Raw genomic sequence first — 17,443 nt, 5'->3', positions numbered from 1 at the left:
CTGGCTGAAGCGGTGGTTCCGGTCGAGGGGGACGTGCGGAGGCCGTCGTGGGCCCCGTTTTTGCGCCGCGAAGGGGCCGCTCCGGCATTTCTTTCGGTTGGCCGAAAAACAGCTCCCGGCGCAATGCTGCCGCAATGAAAGGTGTGAGGGCGGGCACCGAACAGGCGCTCTGATGTATCGATCATTTGTTCGCTTCACGAACCCGATGGGGGACACATGCGCATCGAAATGATTCTCGCCAACGACACGTCCGACCTGGACCTCGACCTCAGCATCTCCGAGGTCTCCGACCAGTCGCAGGAGTTCGGCGCCGGTACCTTCACCTCGCCGAGCAGCTACGCCATCGGCACCCGCTGCCCCACTTGCTGCTGACGCGGTAGACGTGATGTGAAGCGGGGCGGGCCGGTGCCCGCCCCGCTTCTTCGTACCGACACGGGGGATGAACGACGTTGGACCTCTTCGAGGTGCGAGGACCGGTGCTCGTGCGCATGGCGAGCACACCGCGCGGGAGCGCCGAAGCCCGGATCGACGCGGCCGATCCCGTCCCGGGCCTGCGCCTGCTGGCCGCCGACCCGCTGCTGCGCCAGGCCGTCGAGGTCGCCAGCGGCAGCCTCTCCCTGAGCCTCCAGCGCCTCGCCACCGACGCGGGCGCCGCCGCCCTCGGCCGCAAGCGGACCCTCAGCGCGGCCCGGACCCTCACCCGCTACGCCCGCCGCGCGGGCGGGCGCCCCACCCCCTTCGGCCTCTTCGCCGGCGTCTCCCGGGCCCGCTTCGCCACGGCGGCCGCGGCGGCCACGACGGAGCCCACCGCCCCGCCCACCGGTCCGACCACCGCCCCCGCGGAGGTCGCAGTCCGGCTCGACGGCGCCTGGCTGCACCGGCGGGTGCGCGACTGGCTCGCGGTGCCCGAGGTGCGTCGGCGCACCGACGTGGTGCTGAACGACCTGTGCGTGCGCCGCGACGGGAGGCTCGTGCGGCACACCGGCGAGCGGGAGGTCTCGGTCCAGGACAACGCGCTCGTCGCCGTCGTCCGCGAGGCCGCCGCCCGCCCGGTCCCGTACACCGACCTGCTCGACGCCCTGGTCGAGCGCTTCCCGACGGTCGGCGCCGAGCGCATCGACGGGCTGCTGGCCGGACTCGTCCAGCACGGCTTCCTGCTCACCCCCCTGACCCCGCACCGCATCGACGCCGCGCTCCTCGACCGGATCGAGGCCGCCGTGGCCGGGGCGGTCCCGGGCGCCGCCGAAGGGCTGCGCGCGGTCCGCACCGCGGCCGCCGCGCACGAGGCGGACCGGCCCGGCGAGGGGCACGCGTCCTGGCGGGCCCTGCTGGACGCCGTACGCGCCCTCGACGGACCGGACGGCGGGAGCGGCGCGCGGGCGCGGGGCGGGGCCGGGGAGCGGCCGCCCGTCCACGTCGACCTGCGGATGCCCGCCGACCTCGTGCTGCCCGAGGCGATCGGCGAGGAAGTGCGCCGCTACGCCGCCGCGATCTGGGCGATGACCCCGCAGTGGACCAGCCTCGACCACATGCGGGACTACCGCGAGCGGTTCATCGAGCGCTACGGCACCGCCTGCGCCGTCCCGCTCGGCGACCTCGTCGACCCGCACCGCGGGCTCGGCCTGCCGCCCTCCTACGGAGCCCCCGCGCCCGCGCACCCGCGCACCGGCCCCGGCGAGGACGCCGACCGCCCGCGCCGCGCGGCCATCGCGGAACTCACCCAACGGGCGGTCCTCGACGGCGGCGACATCGAGCTCACCGACGCGGACGTGGCCCGGCTGGCCACCGCCGTCGGACACGACCCGGCGGCCCGCGCCCCGCGCACCCTCGAACTCTGCTTCCAGGTCCTCGCCGACAGCCAGGAGGCCCTCGACCGGGGCGAGTTCACCCTGCTCGGCAGCCCGCACATCGGCTCCTGGACGGCCGGTGCGACCGCGGGCCGCTTCGCCGCCGTCACCGGGCTCACCGAAGAACTGCGGGCGTTGGCGGTCGGCCCCGACCCGGACCCGGGCGCGGACCCCGCCGACGAGCCGATCCTCGCGCAGGTCGACGTCATGCCCACCGATCCGCGCTCCCTGAACATCGTGCAGGTCCCGCCGCTGCTGGAGCACCGGATCCCGATCGGCGTCGCCGACGACCGCGGCGATCCGCACTGCCTGGACTGGCGCACCCTGCTCGTCGCCGCCGGGGAGGACGGGCTGCGCCTGCTGCACGGGCCCACCGGCCGCCCGGTCGTCCCCGTCTTCCCGCACATGCTGGCCCTCGACGCCCAGGCCCCGCCCGTCGCCCGCTTCCTCAGCGACCTCGCCGCGGCCCGCCCGCGGGTGTGGTCCGGGTGGGACTGGGCCGGGCTCGACGTGCTCCCGTACCTCCCGAGCGTCCGCTACGGCCGCGTGATCACCGCCCCGCGCCGCTGGCTCGCCGGGCGCGGGCTGCTGGACGCGGCCCGCTCCTCCGACGACTCCGTGTGGGAGGAGGGGCTGCGCGCCTGGCGGCGCCGGGGGCGGGTGCCCGACCGGATCCAGATCGCCCGCAACGACCAGATGTTCCCCGTCGACCTGAGCGAGCCCTGGGACCAGGGGCTGCTGCGCGCCGAACTGACCGCGAAGGAACCCCGGTTCCAGCTGTACGAGGACCTCACCGCCGGTGGCGCCGGGCTCGGCTGGAACGGCGGACACAGCACCGAGATCGTCGTCCCGCTGGTACGGGCCGCCCGCGCCGCCGGGCCGACCCCGCCCGGCGGGCCCGCGCCGCTCGCCCGCTCCGCCGTGCGCACCGCGCCCACCGCCGTCCACCTGCCCGGCGAGGACTGGCTCTCCCTCAAGCTGTACGCCGAGCCGGGCGTCCACGACGCGCTGCTCGCCGACCACCTCCCGCGGCTGCTCGCCGAGGTCGACGCGGACGTGGACCGCTGGTTCTTCCTGCGCTACCGCGATCCCGATCCGCACCTGCGGATCCGGCTGCACGGCGACCCGGCGGCGCTGCACGCGCGGGTGCTGCCCGCCGTGGCCCGGCACGTGCGCCGGTTGGTCGAGGCGGGCACCGTGCGGACGCTGGTCCTGGACACCTACCGGCCCGAGACCGACCGCTACCTGGGGGCGGCCGCCCAGGAGGCGGCCGAGGGGCTCTTCCTCACCGACAGCCGGTCCGCGCTGATCCAGCTGCGGGCCCGGCGCGCCGGGGCGGCCGCGGTGCCCGACGAGGTCCTCGCCGCCGCCGGGCACGCGGTCCTGCTGGACTCCCTCGGGGAGTGGGACTGGTGCGCCTGGGCGGACCACATGTTCACCAAGGGCCCCGACCACGAGGTCTACCAGCGCCACCGCGCCCTCGCCGACGAGCTGATCCACCCCGGCGGGGCCCCCGGGGACACCGCCCGCCGGGTCGGCGACCGCCTCGGCGTCCCCGCCGTCGCCGAGCTGTGGACGCGGTCACCCGAACCGCGCGCCTTCGGCGCACTGCTGCTGGCCGCGCCCGAGGCGGACCGGGACGAGGCCGTGCTGTCCCTGCTGCACATGCGGCACAACCGGCTCTTCGGCATCGACCCGGCGGCGGAGGCCCGCGCCTACGCGGTGCTGCGCGGAGCCGCCCGCACCCGCCTCGCCAGCCGCGCCCACGCGCACCGCACCGCCTCCGGTACCGGTGTCGTCCCCGATGCCGGTGCCGTCCGCGACGGCGACCCCGATGCCGACCGCGACGAGCGGGCGCGACCGATGAGCAGGAGCAGCCGATGACCACCGCCGACAACGCCCGGCTGCGCGAGCGCGCCGGAGAGGTCTCGGAACAGGTACTGGACCGGCTGGCCGACCCCGCCGCCACGATGGCCGCCACCCGGATCCCCGCCGAGGCCTCCGACGACGGCGAGCCCGAGGGGATCTGGGCCGAGCTGACCCTCGGCAGCGGCAGCCCGGGCCTGGCCATCGCCTTCAGCGGTGCGGCCCGCCCCGGGACCGACCGCACGGCCCGCGCGCACGGCTACCTGACGCTCGCGACCCGCGCCGCCGGTACCGGCGAGACCGTCCCGAGCGGGATCTTCAAGGGGCCCGGCGCCCTCGCCTTCGCCGCGCTGCTCGCCCACCGCGCCACCGGCGGCTACGTCTCCGTCCTCCAGAAGCTGGACGCGTACCAGCGCGGCCTGGTCCGCACGGCGATGCCCGCCGTCCCGGAGGACTCCCCGCTGCCCACCATCGGTCACTACGAGGTGGTGCGCGGGATGACCGGCGTGGGCCGCTACCTCCTGGCCCGCGCCGAGACCTGCGGGGCCGAGCTGGAGTCCGTACTGGCCTACCTGGTCCGGTTGGCGCAGGGCGAGGTGGAGCACCGCGGCCACAAGGTGCCGCGCTGGTGGGCCCTGGACGCGCCGCGGATCGGCTCCGAGGCCAAGCTCCCCGACGGCCACCTCAACCTCGGGATCTCGCACGGGGTCGCCGGGCCGCTGGCGCTGCTGTCGCTGGCCTGGAGCCAGGGCGTACGGGTCCCCGGGCAGCGGGACGCCATCGAGTCGGCCGCGGCCCTGCTCACCCGGTGGGTGGTGCGCGACGAGCACGGCACGTACTGGCCCCCGCACCTGAGCCTGGCCGACTACCTCGCGGGGCCCGACGCCTACGCCGTCCCCGCGGGCTGGCCGTCCTGGTGCTACGGCGCGCCGGGGGTCTCGCGCGGGCTGCAACTGGCCGGGCTGGCGCTGGACCGGGCGGACTGGGCGGCCACGGCGCTCGGCTCGGTGGAGCGGATGCTGACGCTGCCGCCCGAGCGCTGGGGGATCAACGACAACGCGCTGTGCCACGGCTGGGCGGGCGCCCTGCACCAGCTCGGCCGACTGAACGAGCACGTCGGCGACCCCCGGATCGAGGCGGTCCGGGACGGCATCGCGGCCCGCCTCGTCGCGGACTTCGACCCGGAGCTGCCCTTCGGCTTCCGCTTCACCATGACGCGGGCGGCGTACGGCACGGACGTCTCGGGATACCTGGACGGGGCGGCGGGCCTGGCCCTGGCGCTGGACGCCTACTCCGTCGGTGGCGCGCCCTCGGGCTGGGACATGCCGCTGCTGCTGTCGTAGGGAACGGCTAGACCCGCTCCTGCGCCAGCGCGGACGCGGAGGCGTCGGACGAGGTGACGACGCGGGTCGCGCGGGGCGGCGTACGGCGTTCCAGGCGCAGGGACACGACGGCCAGCGCGATCGCGGTGACCGTCATGGCGCCGCCCGCCCAGGCGGTGGCGGCGAAGCCCCAGCCCGCGTCGATGACCGTACCGCCGAGCCAGGGGCCGCCGGTGTTGCCCAGGTTGAAGGCGGCCGTGGTGGTCGCCCCGGCCAGGGTGGGGGCGGCGCCCGCCACGTTGAACATGCGGGCGTTGAGCGCCGGGGCCGTGAAGAAGGCGGAGAAGCCCAGCAGGAAGGCCAGCGCGATCGCGGCCACCTGCACGGAGGCCAGCAGCGCGAGGGCGGCCAGGAAGACGGTGGAGGCGCTGATGCCCCACAGCAGCACCCCGAAGAGGTGCGCGTCGGCGACCCGGCCGCCCACGGTCGTACCGACGAGCGCGCCGACGCCGAAGAGGCCCAGGATCCACGGGACCCAGGCCGAGTCCAGCCCGGCGACGTCGGTGAGCAGCGGCGAGAGGTAGCTGAAGGCGCAGAAGACGCCGCCCGCGGCGAGCGCGGTGACGCCGATGGACAGCCAGACCTGGCGGTCGCGGTAGATGGCCAACTCGCGCACCAGGCGCGGCTTCTCGTCGGGCAGCGGGATCGGCGGGATCAGCGCGAGGATGCCGACGAGGGCGATGGCGGAGGCGGCGCCGACCGACCAGAAGGCGGAGCGCCAGCCGAGGTGCTCGCCGAGGAAGGCACCGGCCGGGACGCCCAGGACGTTCGCGATGGACAGGCCGCCGATCATGACGGCCATCGCCCGGGCCCGCTGGTGCCGCTCGACCATGGCGATCGCGACGGCCGCGCCGACGGCCCAGAACCCGGCGCAGGCGAGGGCGGAGACGATGCGGGAGGCGAAGAGCAGCTCGTAGGTCGGGGCGAGCGCGCCCGCCACCTGCCCGAGGCCGAAGAGGCTGATGAGGGAGACGAGGGTGGTGCGGCGGGGGAGGCGCAGGGTGGCCACGGCGAGCAGCGGGGCGCCGACGACCATGCCGATCGCGAAGGCGGATATCAGCAGACCGGCCTGCGGGATGCTGACGCCCATGTCCTCGGCGATCGGTGGCAGCAGCCCGGACAGCATGAACTCGCTGGTCCCGAGGGCGAAGACGGAGAGGCCGAGGACGTAGACGGCGACGGGCATGCGGGTGCGTTCGGCTGCTGCGGGCATGCCTTGCACCAACGACGCGGAACACCGGCGCATTCCCGGTGATTCCCTTTTGTGTGTTTTTATTCCTGATGAGTCGTATCGGTGGTGCTGGTCGCTCCGGCCGCTCCGGCCGCTCGTTCCAGCGCGGCCGCCTCGGCGGCGAGGTTCGCGCGCGCGGGCGCCTCCCAGTGGGCGGCGCCGTACGGGGTGCGGAAGAGCCGGGGCAGGGCGAGGAGCTGGCGCAGTACGGCGACGCGCCCGGTGCGGAAGGCCGCGTCGGGGACGAAGCCGTACTCCTCGCGGACGGCGGCCGCGTAGGCGGCGTAGGCGTCCGGGGCGCCGGCCAGGACCGCGAGGTCCGCGTCGCAGAGCACCTCGCCGTCGGTGTCGCCGGGGGCCGGGTCGTGGGTGACGGTGAGCCGGACGAGCCGGGCGACCTCGGCGGTGCGGGCCGCGTCGATGCCGAGTTCGGGCAGGGCGCGCTCGGCGAGGGCGGCGCTGCGCTCCTCGTTCTCGGACCGGTCGGGGCGGTAGACGGCGTCGTGGAACCAGGCGGCGAGGCGGACGGCGCTCGGGTCGGCGGCGTGCGCGGCCAGGGTGTCGACGTGCGCGAGTACGGCGGCCAGGTGCGCGGTCGAGTGGTAGCGGCGCTGGGGTTCGGCCCAGGCGGCGAGCAGTCGGTCGGCGTAGGGGGCGGGGTCGCGGTCGGCTCCGGCCTCGGTGGCGGTCCGGTGCCAGGCGGCGCGGAGGTCCGCGCCGGGGCCCTGCTGGCGCTGCGGTGTGTCGGAGTCCATGCGCACATTGTGCGGGTGGCGTGATTCTGCTGGTGGAGGGTGCCGGGGGAGCCGTACCCTGGACATTGGACTAGACCTATTTTCCATACCAGTCATACGAGCAGCAATCCGAAGGATGGGGTCAAATGAGCAACCGTGCGCTCCTGGAGGTGATCGCCCTCGACGTGGAGGACGCGGTCGCGGCCCAGGCCGGTGGGGCGGACCGTCTCGAACTGGTCACCGACATGGCGGCCGACGGGCTCACCCCGCCGCGCGAGACCTTCGCGGCGATCCGGGCTGCCGTGGACATCCCGCTGCGCGTGATGCTGCGGTCGGCGGACGGCTTCGCCTCCGGCGACGTCGAGGCGCTGCTGGAGGACGCGCGGGCGCTGCGGGCCGAGGGGGCGCAGGAGTTCGTGCTCGGCTTCCTGAACGCGGACGGGAGCCCGGACCTCAAGGCCGTCGAGGCGCTGGTCGCGGAGCTGGACGGCTGCCGGTGGACCTTCCACCGGGCCATCGACCGGGCCGCGGACCGGGACGGGCTGCGCAAGGCGCTCGCCGACCTGCCGGGCCTGGACACCTACCTGACGGCGGGCGCCGCCGACGGCGTGGACGCCGGTATGGCGACCCTGCTGGCGGAGGCCGCGCGCAGCGGCGAGCAGGGCTACGGGCCCCGGATCCTGGTCGGCGGCGGGCTCGGCCTGCACCACCTGCCCGAGCTGCGGGCGGCGGGCGTGGACGCCTTCCACATCGGTGGCGCGGCCCGCCCCGACGGCTGGTCGGCCCCGGTCGACCCGGCGGCGGTGGCCGCCTGGCGCGAGGCCCTGGCCTGAGGGCCTGACCCGAGGGCCTGACCGGCGGGCCTGGCCCGAGGCCTGACCGGCGGGCGGGTCCGGATCCGAGGGGGAACCGGATCCGGACCCGCCCGCCTGTGCGAGGGCCTCAGGCCAGGACCTTGGCCTTGGCCCGGTCGTACTCCTCCTGGGTGAGGTGGCCGCTCTCCTTCAGCGCGGAGAGCTTGTGCAGCTCGTCGGCCGGGCTGGCGTGGGCCGCGCCGCCGGTCCCGGCGGCCTTCTGCACGTACTGGCGGAAGGCCTGCTCCGCGTCCTCGGCCTGCTTCACGTCCCGCTTGCCCATGCCGTGGCCGCGGACGACGAGGTAGACGAAGACGCCGATGTACGGCAGCAGGAGCACGAGGACCAGCCAACCGGCCTTGCCCCAGCCGTGCAGATCGTGGTCGCGGAAGATGTCCGAGATCACCTTGAAGAGCAGGAAGAACCACATGACCCAGAGGAAGAGCCAGAGCATGGTCCAGAAGAGGTTGAGCAGCGGATAGTCGTCCACGTGTCACTCCGAGGTCGTCCGCGGTGGGCCGCCCCGGGTACGGAGCCGCCGGGCCGGAGCCCACGTCCGAGTCTCGACCCGCACCCCCCGCCCCACCACGAGGACTAGCCCGTCCGGGGGACCCCCGGGGGCGGACCTCAGACCAGCGCCCCCGGCAGGGCTTCGGCATGCAGGGCCGTCAGCCCCGAGACCGCTCGGGTCAGGCAGACGTAGAGCCGCCGCAGCCCGGTCCGCTCGTCCGGCTCGCCCGCCACGATCGCCCCCGGCTCGTCCAGGACCACGTAGTCGTACTCCAGACCCTTCGCCAACGACGCCGGCACCAGCGTCAGCCGCGACTCGGCCGTGGTCTCCTCACCCGGCGCCAGGTACGGCAGACCGTCCGCGACCAGCGCCTCGCCCAGCCCCCCGATCCGCTCGTCGGCCGCGATCAGCCCGATCGACCCCTCGTGCGCGAGCGCCGCGCGGCAGGCCGCCACCACGGCCCCGGTCAGCTCCTCGGCCGCCACCGCCCGCACCTCCAGCGACCCCGGCGTCTCACGCACCGAGGACACGGGCGCCAGCCCCGGCGAGATCTGCGGCAGCAGGAGCGAGGCGTACGCGATCACCTCGCGCGGCACGCGGAAGCCCGCCGTCAGCTCCTCCAGCACCGCCTCCGGCTTGCCCAGGTGCCCCAGCGCCTCCGCCCAGCTCCGCGTGGCCCACGGCGTGGTCCCCTGGGCCAGGTCGCCCAGTACCGTCGCCGAGCCCGTCGTGCAGCGCCGCCCCACCGCCCGGTACTGCATCGGGGACAGGTCCTGCGCCTCGTCGAGGACGACGTGGCCGAGCGAGTGCGTGCGCTCCACCAGGTCGCTCGCCTCGTCGATCAGGACCAGGTCGGCCGGGGACCACTTCGCGGACTTCACGCTGCGGAAGGGCTTCGGCCACAGCAGCAGCCGCTGCTCGTCCTCGTCGAGGATCCCGGCGGCGTGCTCAGCGAGGAACTCCGGCTCGGCGAGCAGCCGCAGCACCAGCTTCGCCGGGTCCACCGGCGGCCACGCCTGCTTGACGACCGCCTTGACGGCGGGGGTGCGGGCCACCGCGTCCTGAACGCGGTCGTCGGGGGCCTCGCCCGCCTGTTCCATCCGGACGAGCACGGTGTGCGCGATGCGCTGCGGGAGCGCGTCGTGGGCGGCGCCGTAGCGGATGTCGCGGTTCTGGAGCTCTTCGACGATCTCGGCGAGTTCGTACGCCGGGACCCGCCAGCGGCGCGATCCGCGGACCACCATCAGCGGCTCGGTCGGCGGCGTGACGTGCGACCGTACGGCCCGGCGCAGCACCTCCGCCATCCTCGCGTCGCCCTTGACCACGGCCGTGGCGGCCCCGTCCACGGCCCGGACCTCGGCCACGCCCGGGCGGGCCACCAGGTCGTCGACGGTCGCCTGCTTGACCTCCAGCTCGCCCAGGGCCGGCAGGACCTGCTCGATGTAGTGGAGGAAGGACCGGTTCGGCCCGATGACCAGGGTGCCGGTGCGGGCGAGCCGGTCGCGGTGCGCGTAGAGGAGGTAGGCGACGCGGTGCAGGCCGACGGCGGTCTTCCCGGTACCGGGGCCGCCCTGCACGCAGACCGAGCCGCCGAGCCCGGACCGGACGATCTCGTCCTGCTCCGGCTGGATCGTGGCGACGATGTCGCGCATCGGACCGACGCGCGGGCGCTCGATCTCCTGCTGGAGGAGCTTGCTGACGGCGGAGGCCTCGGCGGGGTCGGAGAGGTGCTCGTCCTCGTACGCCGTCAGCTCGCCGCCCGTGTACCCGAAGCGGCGGCGCAGCCCGATGTCCTGCGGGTCCTTCTTCGAGGCGCGGTAGAAGGGCTGGGAGACGGGCGCGCGCCAGTCGATGACCATCGGGTCGCCGCCCGCGTCGTGGACGTGGCGGCGGCCGATGTAGAACTGCTCGCCCTCCGCGCCTTCGGCCAGGGACGCGCCGGGCGCGTGGAGGTAGTTGAGGCGGCCGAAGAAGAGGGGCGTGTGGGCCAGGTCCGCGAGCGCCTTGATCCGGTCGTCGATCTGGGCCTGCAGGACGATGGCGTTGACCCAGTTCGCGGTGACGTCGCGGATGTCGAGGGACTCGACGTCCTCGCGCATGGCGCGCAGCGCGGAACGGGACGCGGCGAGGTGGGCCCGTTCGCGGGCGAGCGGGGCTGTGGACGGGTCGACGGCCGGGTCGGCGGACGCTTCGGCGGACGCTTCGGCCGACGACGTGGAACTACCTGCGGACACGGAACTGCCTCCAGCTGCTGATCTCTGTGATCGGACCGTCCGGTTTCCGAGCGGACGGCGGCTCTCCCCGGCGGCGTGATGGAGCGACGGCGGGAGGGGAGGCGGCAAGAGCGGAGATTGTAGTCAGCGCGGCGGCGCGGCGCGAACGGATTACCGGCGCCGCCCCTCGTCGTACGGGAGGGGGAGCAGGGTCCCCCTTTCGACAGACTCCCTAGGGGATGCCATGCGTCGCGAGGAGGACGCGGGAGGGGGCGGGCTTCCGCCCCCAGGGCGATGTGTCGGCCGGGCCGGAAAAGGACCATGGATACATGAGCACCGCCACCTTCACCCCGAGCCAGGGCCGCCACACTCGCGGCGCCACCACCACGACCTCCATCGGCTCCGCCGCCGACGGCCACACCGCGAGAGCGGCCGCGCCCGCGCACCCCGGTCAGCGCCGCAAGGGCGGTCTGCTGCGGGCCGCGAAGATATTCGCCGGGACCGCCGTGAGCGTGGTCCTCCTCGGTGAGTACGCCGAGGACGCCGGCGTCGTACGCCGCTGACGCCCCCGGCCACGCACCGTTCGGCCGCGCTCCGCTAGTCGGAAGCCAGCAGCTCGTCCGCGTCCATGATCCGGTAGGCGTAGCCCTGCTCGGCCAGGAAGCGCTGGCGGTGGGCCGCGTAGTCCTGGTCGATCGTGTCCCGGGCCACCACCGAGTAGAAGCGCGCCTCGTGACCGTCCGCCTTCGGGCGCAGCACGCGGCCCAGGCGCTGTGCCTCCTCCTGGCGCGAGCCGAAGGTGCCCGACACCTGGATGGCCACCGTCGCCTCCGGCAGGTCGATCGAGAAGTTCGCGACCTTCGACACCACGAGCACGTTGATCTCGCCCTCGCGGAAGGCGTTGAACAGCTTCTCCCGCTGCGCGTTCGAGGTCTCGCCCTTGATGACGGGCGCGTCCAGGTGCTCGCCCAGCTCGTCGAGCTGATCGATGTACTGGCCGATGACCAGCGTCTGCTCGCCCTTGTGCTTGCGCACCAGCGCCTCGGTGACCTTCCGCTTCGTCGCGGTCGTCGCGCAGAAGCGGTACTTCTCCTCCGTCTCGGCCGTCGCGTAGGCGAGCCGCTCGCTCTCGGTGAGGTTGACCCGCACCTCGACGCAGTCGGCCGGCGCGATGTAGCCCTGCGCCTCGATCTCCTTCCACGGCGCGTCGAAGCGCTTGGGACCGATCAGCGAGAAGACGTCCGACTCGCGGCCGTCCTCGCGCACCAGCGTCGCGGTCAGCCCGAGCCGCCGCCGCGCCTGCAGGTCCGCCGTGAACTTGAAGACCGGCGCCGGCAGCAGGTGCACCTCGTCGTAGACGATCAGGCCCCAGTCCCGGGAGTCGAAGAGCTCCAGGTGCGGATAGATGCCCTTCCGCTTCGTCGTCAGGACCTGGTACGTCGCGATCGTGACCGGGCGGATCTCCTTGCGGGTGCCCGAGTACTCGCCGATCTCCTCCTCGGTGAGCGAGGTCCGCTTGATCAGCTCGTGCTTCCACTGACGGGCCGAGACGGTGTTCGTGACCAGGATCAGCGTGGTCGCCTTGGCCTGTGCCATCGCCCCGGCGCCCACCAGCGTCTTGCCCGCGCCGCACGGCAGCACGACCACGCCCGAACCGCCGTGCCAGAAGCCCTCGACCGCCTGCTGCTGGTAGGGGCGCAGCGCCCAGCCGTCCTCGGCCAGCTCGATCGGGTGCGCCTCGCCGTCGACGTAACCGGCGAGGTCCTCGGCGGGCCAGCCCAGCTTGAGCAGGGTCTGCTTGATCTGCCCGCGCTCGGAGGGGTGCACGGCGACCGTGTCGGCGTCCAGCCGCGCGCCGACGAGCGGGGCGATCTTCTTGGAGCGCAGGATCTCCTCCAGCACCGGCCGGTCCGTGCTGGTCAGGACCAGCCCGTGCACGGGGTGCTTGGTGAGGGTGAGCCGCCCGTAGCGGGCCATCGTCTCGGCGACGTCGACGAGCAGCGCGTGCGGCACCGGATAGCGGGAGAACTCGACGAGCGCGTCCACGACCTGCTCGGCGTCGTGCCCGGCCGCCCGGGCGTTCCACAGCCCGAGCGGGGTGATCCGGTAGGTGTGGATGTGCTCGGGGGCCCGCTCCAGCTCGGCGAAGGGCGCGATCGCCCGCCGCGCGGCGGCGGACAGCTCGTGGTCGACCTCCAGCAGGAGGGTCTTGTCACTCTGGACGATCAGAGGCCCGTTCAAGAGCGTCCCTTTCCGGCGGTGTGACCGTCCGGGCGCGGACGGCCAAACCTCCAGTCTGCCGCATCCCCCGCCGGCTGTGGGGGTCCGGCGGGATCCCTCAGGCGCCCAGGTGCGGCAGCGGGGGCGCCGGGTAGGGGGTCTCGACGGGGAGGAGGGCGCGGGCCGCGTCGTCGTTTCCGGCGCGCACCAGGGCATGGATCTCGTGGGCCAGGGGGGTGACGTCGCGGATGGAGAGCGTCCACTCGTCGGCGTAGGCGCGCGAGGCCGATCCGGACAGGCCCAGTTGGAGGGCGCGGTGCGGCAGGGCGCCCAGGTGGAGGTCGCGTTCGGGGTCCCACTGGACGCGGGCCGGGGCGGCGCGCAGTGCGCGGCGCCAGGCGGTGCGGTCGGGGTGGACGCCGGACGCGTAGTGGGACAGGCAGGCGTGGCGCAGCGCGTGGTCGAAACCGGCCCGGGTGATCTCGACGGCGAGGACCGTCTCCTGGCCCTCCTTCGCACCCCAGCCGCAGCGGTACATCATCCACAGGAACGACGGCTTGATCCACGTCATCCGGTCCCGCTTCCAGTCGGGCGGGAAGCGGCCGTCGCGGGCGGCCGGGAGGCCCAGCCGCGGGGAGTACGCCTGGTAGACGGTGATCGTGTCGGCGGTGTGGGCGGCGCGGATCCGGCGGGACGGTTCTGTGGACATGCCCACAGAATCACCGCCCGCGGACCGGAGCGGCCAGCGGTTTTCGCCGCCGCCCCCCGGAGCGCGCGGCCCCGCGGTGCTCACACCTGGTCGTCGGCCAGTTCCGCCACGCCCGTGACCCGGTGCAGGGCGTACGTGCGGACCTCGTCCGCGGTGTGGTCGTAGCCGGTGACGTAGCCGCCCTCGACCCGGACCGGTGCGATCACGCGCTGGCTGGCCGCGCCGTCCGCGTTCACGTACCCGATCCACACCGCCGACCCGGTCAGCGCCGCCGCCTGCACGGTCGCCAGGGTCTCCGCCGCGCTGGTGCGCGGCAGTTCACCGGGGACGGCGGCCGCCGTCGCGGTCGGCGCGGTCTCCTTGCGCACCGCCGTCGCCGCCAGGTCGCCCGCGCGGATCGCCCGTACCGCCGCGCCCAGCAGCGTCGCGTCGGGCACCGGCGGCCCGTCCGGCACCGGGACGGGCGCGGCCCGGCGCGGGGTGCGGTGCGCGTCGGCCCGCGCCACCAGCACGTCACCGGTGCGGGACTCGGCGGCCGGGGCGTAGCCCATCGCCCGCAACCCGTCGAGCAGCGCGCCCGGTTCGGCCTGCGCGGCCAGGACGGTCGGCGCGAGCCGACGCAGCCCGAGCCCGGCCGAACGCTTGTCGGCGAGCAGCTCGCCGAGCACCGCGTCGTCGTCGCAGCGCACGTACGAGGAGGCGGAGCCCACGCGCAGGTGCCCGTGCCGCCGGGCCACGTCGTCGATCAGGTAGGTCAGCGGCTGCGGTACCGGCGTACGGCTGTGCTCGGCCAGGAAGGAGTGCAGGTCGGAGGCGGTCCGACCGGCGTCCAGGGCGCGGCGCACGGAGCCGGGCGTGAAGCGGTACACCGTCGCCCCGCCCTTGGACTCCACGTCGGCCAGCACGGCCAGGACGTCCCCGAGCGGCCGCCGCAGCGGGCCCGGCGCGACGGCCGTCAGGTCGGCCTGGAGCAGTACGTGGTCCACCGGTTCCGGCAGCAGCGGCGCCAGCAGCGGCCCCGGGTCCTGATGCGCGAGCAGCGCCCGACCGGGGCCCGAGAGCGCCCCGCGCCCGGTCACCCCGAGCAGCTCCGCCTCGTCCAGGGTCCAGCGCGCGAGCCGGGCCCGCAGCTCGCTGGTGCCGCGCACCGGGCGCTCCCAGGCGAGCCGGGCGAGCAGCTCCGCCGGATCGGCGGAGCCGCCCTCGGGCAGCGCGCCGAGCAGTTCCAGGACCCGGCGGCGCACCTCGGGGTCGGCGCTGCGGTCCAGGTCGGGGCCGAGGACGGACAGGGTGCGGCCCTTGGCGTCCTGCTCCCCGGCCAGCGCGGCCGTCCGGGTGGCGGGGAGCCAGGCGACAGCCAGCGCCGACCACCGTTCGGCGGGCGGGAGTTCGACCCAGGTGTCGAAGGCGGGGGTCGGCGCGTACCGCTCGTCGGCCTCGCCGTCGCTGGCCAACAACCCCGCCGCGTAGGCGAGTTCGATCCAGAACGCGGCGAGGGACTCGCTGGTGTCCAGGGCGCCGGCGGTGCGCTTGAGGTCGCGCACGGCGAGGCCGCCGGCGCGCAGCACGGCGGGGCCGGTGTGCTCCCAGTGCTTGACGAGCTCCTCGACGGTGGACAGCGCGGCGAGCGCCTGCCCGGCCGCGTTCGCGTCCACGAGCGGCGGACGGTGCTCGCGCGCGGCGGCCACCGGCGGGGCCACGGGCTCCACCGTCCGGTGGGCCAATCCGCCGCGCAGGTGCAGGGCGACCTCGCGCGGCAGGACGACCGTGCGCGTCGAGGAGGGCAGCAGCAGCCCGCGGTCGCGCAACCAGCGCACGGGCGGCGTCGGGTTGGCGGTCACCTCCCCGTACGGCGGCCCCCACACCAGGCGGCCCAACACCTGGTGGGCCTCGGCGGGGGCCTCGTCGAGCAGCGCCGACATCCGCTCCCCGTCGGTGAACAGGGCGGTCAGCGCGGACACCGCGGACACCGGGTCGTGGGTCGCGGGCAGTCCGGCGGCCAGCACGATCTCCTGGACCCGGCCCGGGGACATGCCCGCGGTCGCCTCGGCGACGGTCGGGCCGAGCCCGGTGGGGGAGGGTCGGGAGGCGGACGGGGCCAGCAACTCCCGCGCGGTGCGCACCAGTCGCACCGTGTCGTCCCCGCCCCACACGAGGGCCTGGTCGCGCAGGGTCCGCAGGGCCCCGGGCAGCGCGGCCCGCACGGCGTCGGCGACCGGCGCGCGGTCGTCCTCGCCGCCCGGGGCCGTTCCGGTGAGCAGGGCCTCCAGCACCGGGTACGGGCACGGGTCCGGGGCCACCGCCAGCGCTTCCGCGCACTGGAGGGCGAAGCGGTCCAGGTGTTCCAGGGCGCGCACCACCGACGCGCGGGTCCCGGCCCGGGTCGCCAGTTGGGTGACGTCGCCGGGCACCGGGTTCAGCAGGTCCGGCCGGGCGCGCAGCAGTGCGGCGAGCGCGGCGTCGTCACGGGCGCGCAGCGCCTCTGCCAGGGAACGCGGAGCGGTCCCTGCGGTGCTTGCCTCGGGCACGGTCGCCTCCTGGTCGCGTCGGCCGGTCGTCGGCCGGTCCCCATCCGGTCCACGTTATCCGCTGCGTGGGCGGCCGCTCCACGGGCGCACGCGCTACCTTTCGACGAGGTGGTACGGGAGGAGCCGGGGCGTGGGGATCGAGAGCGACCATCTGGTCTACGAATATCTGAGCCGGGTCGGCGACTTGGCCCAGCGGCGCCAGCTGGCGTCGGGCGACCGGATGCGGCTGGTGACGGGCCTGCGCGACGAGATCGACCGGCGCCGCGCCAAGTACGACCCGGACACCCCGGCCGCCGTACGGCGCATCCTCGACCGGATCGGCAGCCCCGAGGAGATCCTGGACGCGCTGGCGGCGGGGCGCGACCCGGCGCCGACCCCGGCGCCGACCCCTGCGCCCGAGGGCGGCGCGGGCGTGCCGGTCCAGCGGGGGGCGGGGCGGCTGCTGGGCCGCAGGCCCGTACCGCCGCCGCGGCCCGCGGAGCCGACGGCCGCCGCGCCGGTCGGCCCCGCGTCGCCGCACCTGGCCGGGATGGACGAACTCGGCCCCGACGGGGGCGGGTCGGCCGAGCCCGACTGGTGGCGGGTCGGCCCGGCCCGCTACGGCACCGGTCCGCAGGTCGAGGGCTTCGCGGGCGGCATCGAGATGCCGGACCTGCCGGACCTCTTCAAGGTCCCGGCGGAGGAGGACGAGGCCGCCGAGGCCGAGGCGACCGCGGCGGCGGCCACGGGCGGATCGCGGGGGCGGGCCGCGCTGCGGGCGCTGCGCGAGCGGCGTCGGCGGCGCAAGGAGGCGGCGGCGGCCGCCGCCCCGGGGGCGGGGGAGGAGGCCGGGAAGCCGCGGCCGCACGCCTTCCTGTTGCTCGCGGCGCTGCTGCTGGTGGTCGGCGCGGTCACCGGGTACTGGGTGCTGCTCGGGCTCGGCTGGCTGGTGGCCTACCTCTCGCGGGTGCTCGGGCCCGCCGAGAAGAAGTGGGTGGTGTTCGGGCTGCCGGGGGTGGTGTTCGCGGGTGCGGTGGTGTGGGTGTGGGGGCGGATGAACGACCGCTGGGGCGACCCGATCGTGGACGGCCATCTCGGCGAGGCCTTCCAGGGGATGTGGCCCTGGCTGGTCCGCGCGGCCGCCGTGGCCTCGGCCCTCCACCTGGCCTGGCGCTCCCGCCGCCGCTGATCCCCCGGTGGGGCGGGGCCGTTGAGCGGCGGCCCGCCGAATCCAGCCTGTCGGGCCCGCCGATTCCAGCCCGCCCGGCGTTTGAGGGCGCCCGCCGGAGGCGGGTTGTGGGGGTGGCGCTGCGCTGGGCTTTCGGGCTCCGCCCGGACCCGCGCCTCAAACGCCGGCGAGGCTGGATTG

At 75.3% G+C, this 17,443-nt stretch carries 13 protein-coding genes; 6 read left to right on the top strand and 7 right to left on the bottom strand.

Annotation, left to right across the window (positions count from 1 at the left end):
* Window positions 1-216 precede the first annotated feature (216 nt).
* The 3 genes from lanA to ACFWAR_RS19005 all read left to right on the top strand — a co-directional run bounded on the left by lanA (window position 217) and on the right by ACFWAR_RS19005 (window position 5,056).
* The gene (lanA, locus tag ACFWAR_RS19015) at window positions 217-372 is read left to right on the top strand and encodes an SCO0268 family class II lanthipeptide (RefSeq protein ID WP_354381260.1); all 156 of its coding nucleotides are present in this window, start codon (window positions 217-219) and stop codon (window positions 370-372) included.
* A 116-nt stretch (window positions 373-488) separates the two neighbouring features.
* On the top strand, window positions 489-3,731 hold the full coding sequence (locus tag ACFWAR_RS19010; RefSeq protein WP_385778540.1) for a lantibiotic dehydratase: 3,243 nt from the start codon (window positions 489-491) through the stop codon (window positions 3,729-3,731).
* On the top strand, window positions 3,728-5,056 hold the full coding sequence (locus tag ACFWAR_RS19005) for a lanthionine synthetase C family protein (RefSeq protein ID WP_385778538.1): 1,329 nt from the start codon (window positions 3,728-3,730) through the stop codon (window positions 5,054-5,056). The genes ACFWAR_RS19010 and ACFWAR_RS19005 overlap by 4 nt, the downstream gene beginning before the upstream one ends.
* Window positions 5,057-5,063: 7 nt before the next feature.
* Here the strand turns inward: ACFWAR_RS19005 and ACFWAR_RS19000 are convergent, their stop codons facing one another.
* Together ACFWAR_RS19000 and ACFWAR_RS18995 are read right to left on the bottom strand one after the other, a co-directional pair.
* Window positions 5,064-6,281, bottom strand: a complete 1,218-nt coding sequence (locus ACFWAR_RS19000; protein WP_385778641.1) for a Cmx/CmrA family chloramphenicol efflux MFS transporter — start codon at window positions 6,279-6,281, stop codon at window positions 5,064-5,066.
* Between the two features lie 86 nt (window positions 6,282-6,367).
* Window positions 6,368-7,081: a hypothetical protein gene (locus tag ACFWAR_RS18995; protein WP_385778536.1), complete on the bottom strand. Its 714-nt coding sequence runs from the start codon at window positions 7,079-7,081 to the stop codon at window positions 6,368-6,370.
* 125 nt (window positions 7,082-7,206) lie between these two features.
* Here ACFWAR_RS18995 and ACFWAR_RS18990 point away from each other — a divergent pair, with 125 nt between their 5' ends.
* Complete coding sequence (locus ACFWAR_RS18990; protein ID WP_385778534.1) at window positions 7,207-7,893, top strand: copper homeostasis protein CutC; 687 nt, start codon at window positions 7,207-7,209, stop codon at window positions 7,891-7,893.
* Window positions 7,894-8,002: 109 nt separating this feature from the next.
* Here the strand turns inward: ACFWAR_RS18990 and ACFWAR_RS18985 are convergent, their stop codons facing one another.
* Window positions 8,003-8,404 carry an SHOCT domain-containing protein gene (locus ACFWAR_RS18985; protein ID WP_385778532.1) on the bottom strand — a complete coding sequence of 134 codons (402 nt, stop codon included), beginning with the start codon at window positions 8,402-8,404 and terminating at the stop codon, window positions 8,003-8,005.
* A gap of 137 nt (window positions 8,405-8,541) precedes the next feature.
* Window positions 8,542-10,524: a HelD family protein gene (locus ACFWAR_RS18980; protein WP_385778639.1), complete on the bottom strand. Its 1,983-nt coding sequence runs from the start codon at window positions 10,522-10,524 to the stop codon at window positions 8,542-8,544.
* A 443-nt stretch (window positions 10,525-10,967) separates the two neighbouring features.
* Here ACFWAR_RS18980 and ACFWAR_RS18975 point away from each other — a divergent pair, with 443 nt between their 5' ends.
* Window positions 10,968-11,201 (top strand): hypothetical protein, encoded by a 234-nt coding sequence (locus ACFWAR_RS18975; RefSeq protein WP_385778530.1) that lies wholly within the window; start codon window positions 10,968-10,970, stop codon window positions 11,199-11,201.
* A 34-nt stretch (window positions 11,202-11,235) separates the two neighbouring features.
* Here ACFWAR_RS18975 and ACFWAR_RS18970 read toward each other — a convergent pair whose 3' ends face one another.
* The 3 genes from ACFWAR_RS18970 to ACFWAR_RS18960 all read right to left on the bottom strand — a co-directional run bounded on the left by ACFWAR_RS18970 (window position 11,236) and on the right by ACFWAR_RS18960 (window position 16,095).
* Complete coding sequence (locus ACFWAR_RS18970) at window positions 11,236-12,879, bottom strand: DNA repair helicase XPB (protein ID WP_354381266.1); 1,644 nt, start codon at window positions 12,877-12,879, stop codon at window positions 11,236-11,238.
* A 97-nt stretch (window positions 12,880-12,976) separates the two neighbouring features.
* Window positions 12,977-13,567: a DUF4291 domain-containing protein gene (locus tag ACFWAR_RS18965; protein ID WP_385778528.1), complete on the bottom strand. Its 591-nt coding sequence runs from the start codon at window positions 13,565-13,567 to the stop codon at window positions 12,977-12,979.
* An 80-nt stretch (window positions 13,568-13,647) separates the two neighbouring features.
* A complete protein-coding gene (locus ACFWAR_RS18960; protein ID WP_385778526.1) occupies window positions 13,648-16,095 on the bottom strand; it encodes a helicase-associated domain-containing protein in 2,448 nt (815 codons plus the stop codon).
* A gap of 130 nt (window positions 16,096-16,225) precedes the next feature.
* On the opposite strand from ACFWAR_RS18960, the gene ACFWAR_RS18955 reads away from it, so the two are divergent.
* Window positions 16,226-17,263 (top strand): hypothetical protein, encoded by a 1,038-nt coding sequence (locus ACFWAR_RS18955; RefSeq protein ID WP_385778524.1) that lies wholly within the window; start codon window positions 16,226-16,228, stop codon window positions 17,261-17,263.
* Window positions 17,264-17,443 lie beyond the last annotated feature (180 nt).

This window comes from Streptomyces sp. NPDC059917 (assembly GCF_042730635.1).
Taxonomy (GTDB): Bacteria; Actinomycetota; Actinomycetes; order Streptomycetales; family Streptomycetaceae; genus Streptomyces.
The sequence above is the reverse complement of the archived record's forward strand: the minus strand, read 5'-3'. Positions and strand labels throughout refer to the sequence as shown.

Excerpts from the sequence above, each read along its gene's own strand:
- lanA (WP_354381260.1), top strand. The coding sequence starts at position 217 with ATGCGCATCGAAATGATTCTCGCCAACGACACGTCCGACCTGGACCTC.
- ACFWAR_RS19010 (WP_385778540.1), top strand. The coding sequence starts at position 489 with ATGGCGAGCACACCGCGCGGGAGCGCCGAAGCCCGGATCGACGCGGCC.
- ACFWAR_RS19005 (WP_385778538.1), top strand. The coding sequence starts at position 3,728 with ATGACCACCGCCGACAACGCCCGGCTGCGCGAGCGCGCCGGAGAGGTC.
- ACFWAR_RS19000 (WP_385778641.1), bottom strand. The coding sequence starts at position 6,281 with ATGCCCGTCGCCGTCTACGTCCTCGGCCTCTCCGTCTTCGCCCTCGGG.
- ACFWAR_RS18995 (WP_385778536.1), bottom strand. The coding sequence starts at position 7,081 with ATGGACTCCGACACACCGCAGCGCCAGCAGGGCCCCGGCGCGGACCTC.
- ACFWAR_RS18990 (WP_385778534.1), top strand. The coding sequence starts at position 7,207 with ATGAGCAACCGTGCGCTCCTGGAGGTGATCGCCCTCGACGTGGAGGAC.
- ACFWAR_RS18980 (WP_385778639.1), bottom strand. The coding sequence starts at position 10,524 with ATGCGCGAGGACGTCGAGTCCCTCGACATCCGCGACGTCACCGCGAAC.
- ACFWAR_RS18975 (WP_385778530.1), top strand. The coding sequence starts at position 10,968 with ATGAGCACCGCCACCTTCACCCCGAGCCAGGGCCGCCACACTCGCGGC.
- ACFWAR_RS18965 (WP_385778528.1), bottom strand. The coding sequence starts at position 13,567 with ATGTCCACAGAACCGTCCCGCCGGATCCGCGCCGCCCACACCGCCGAC.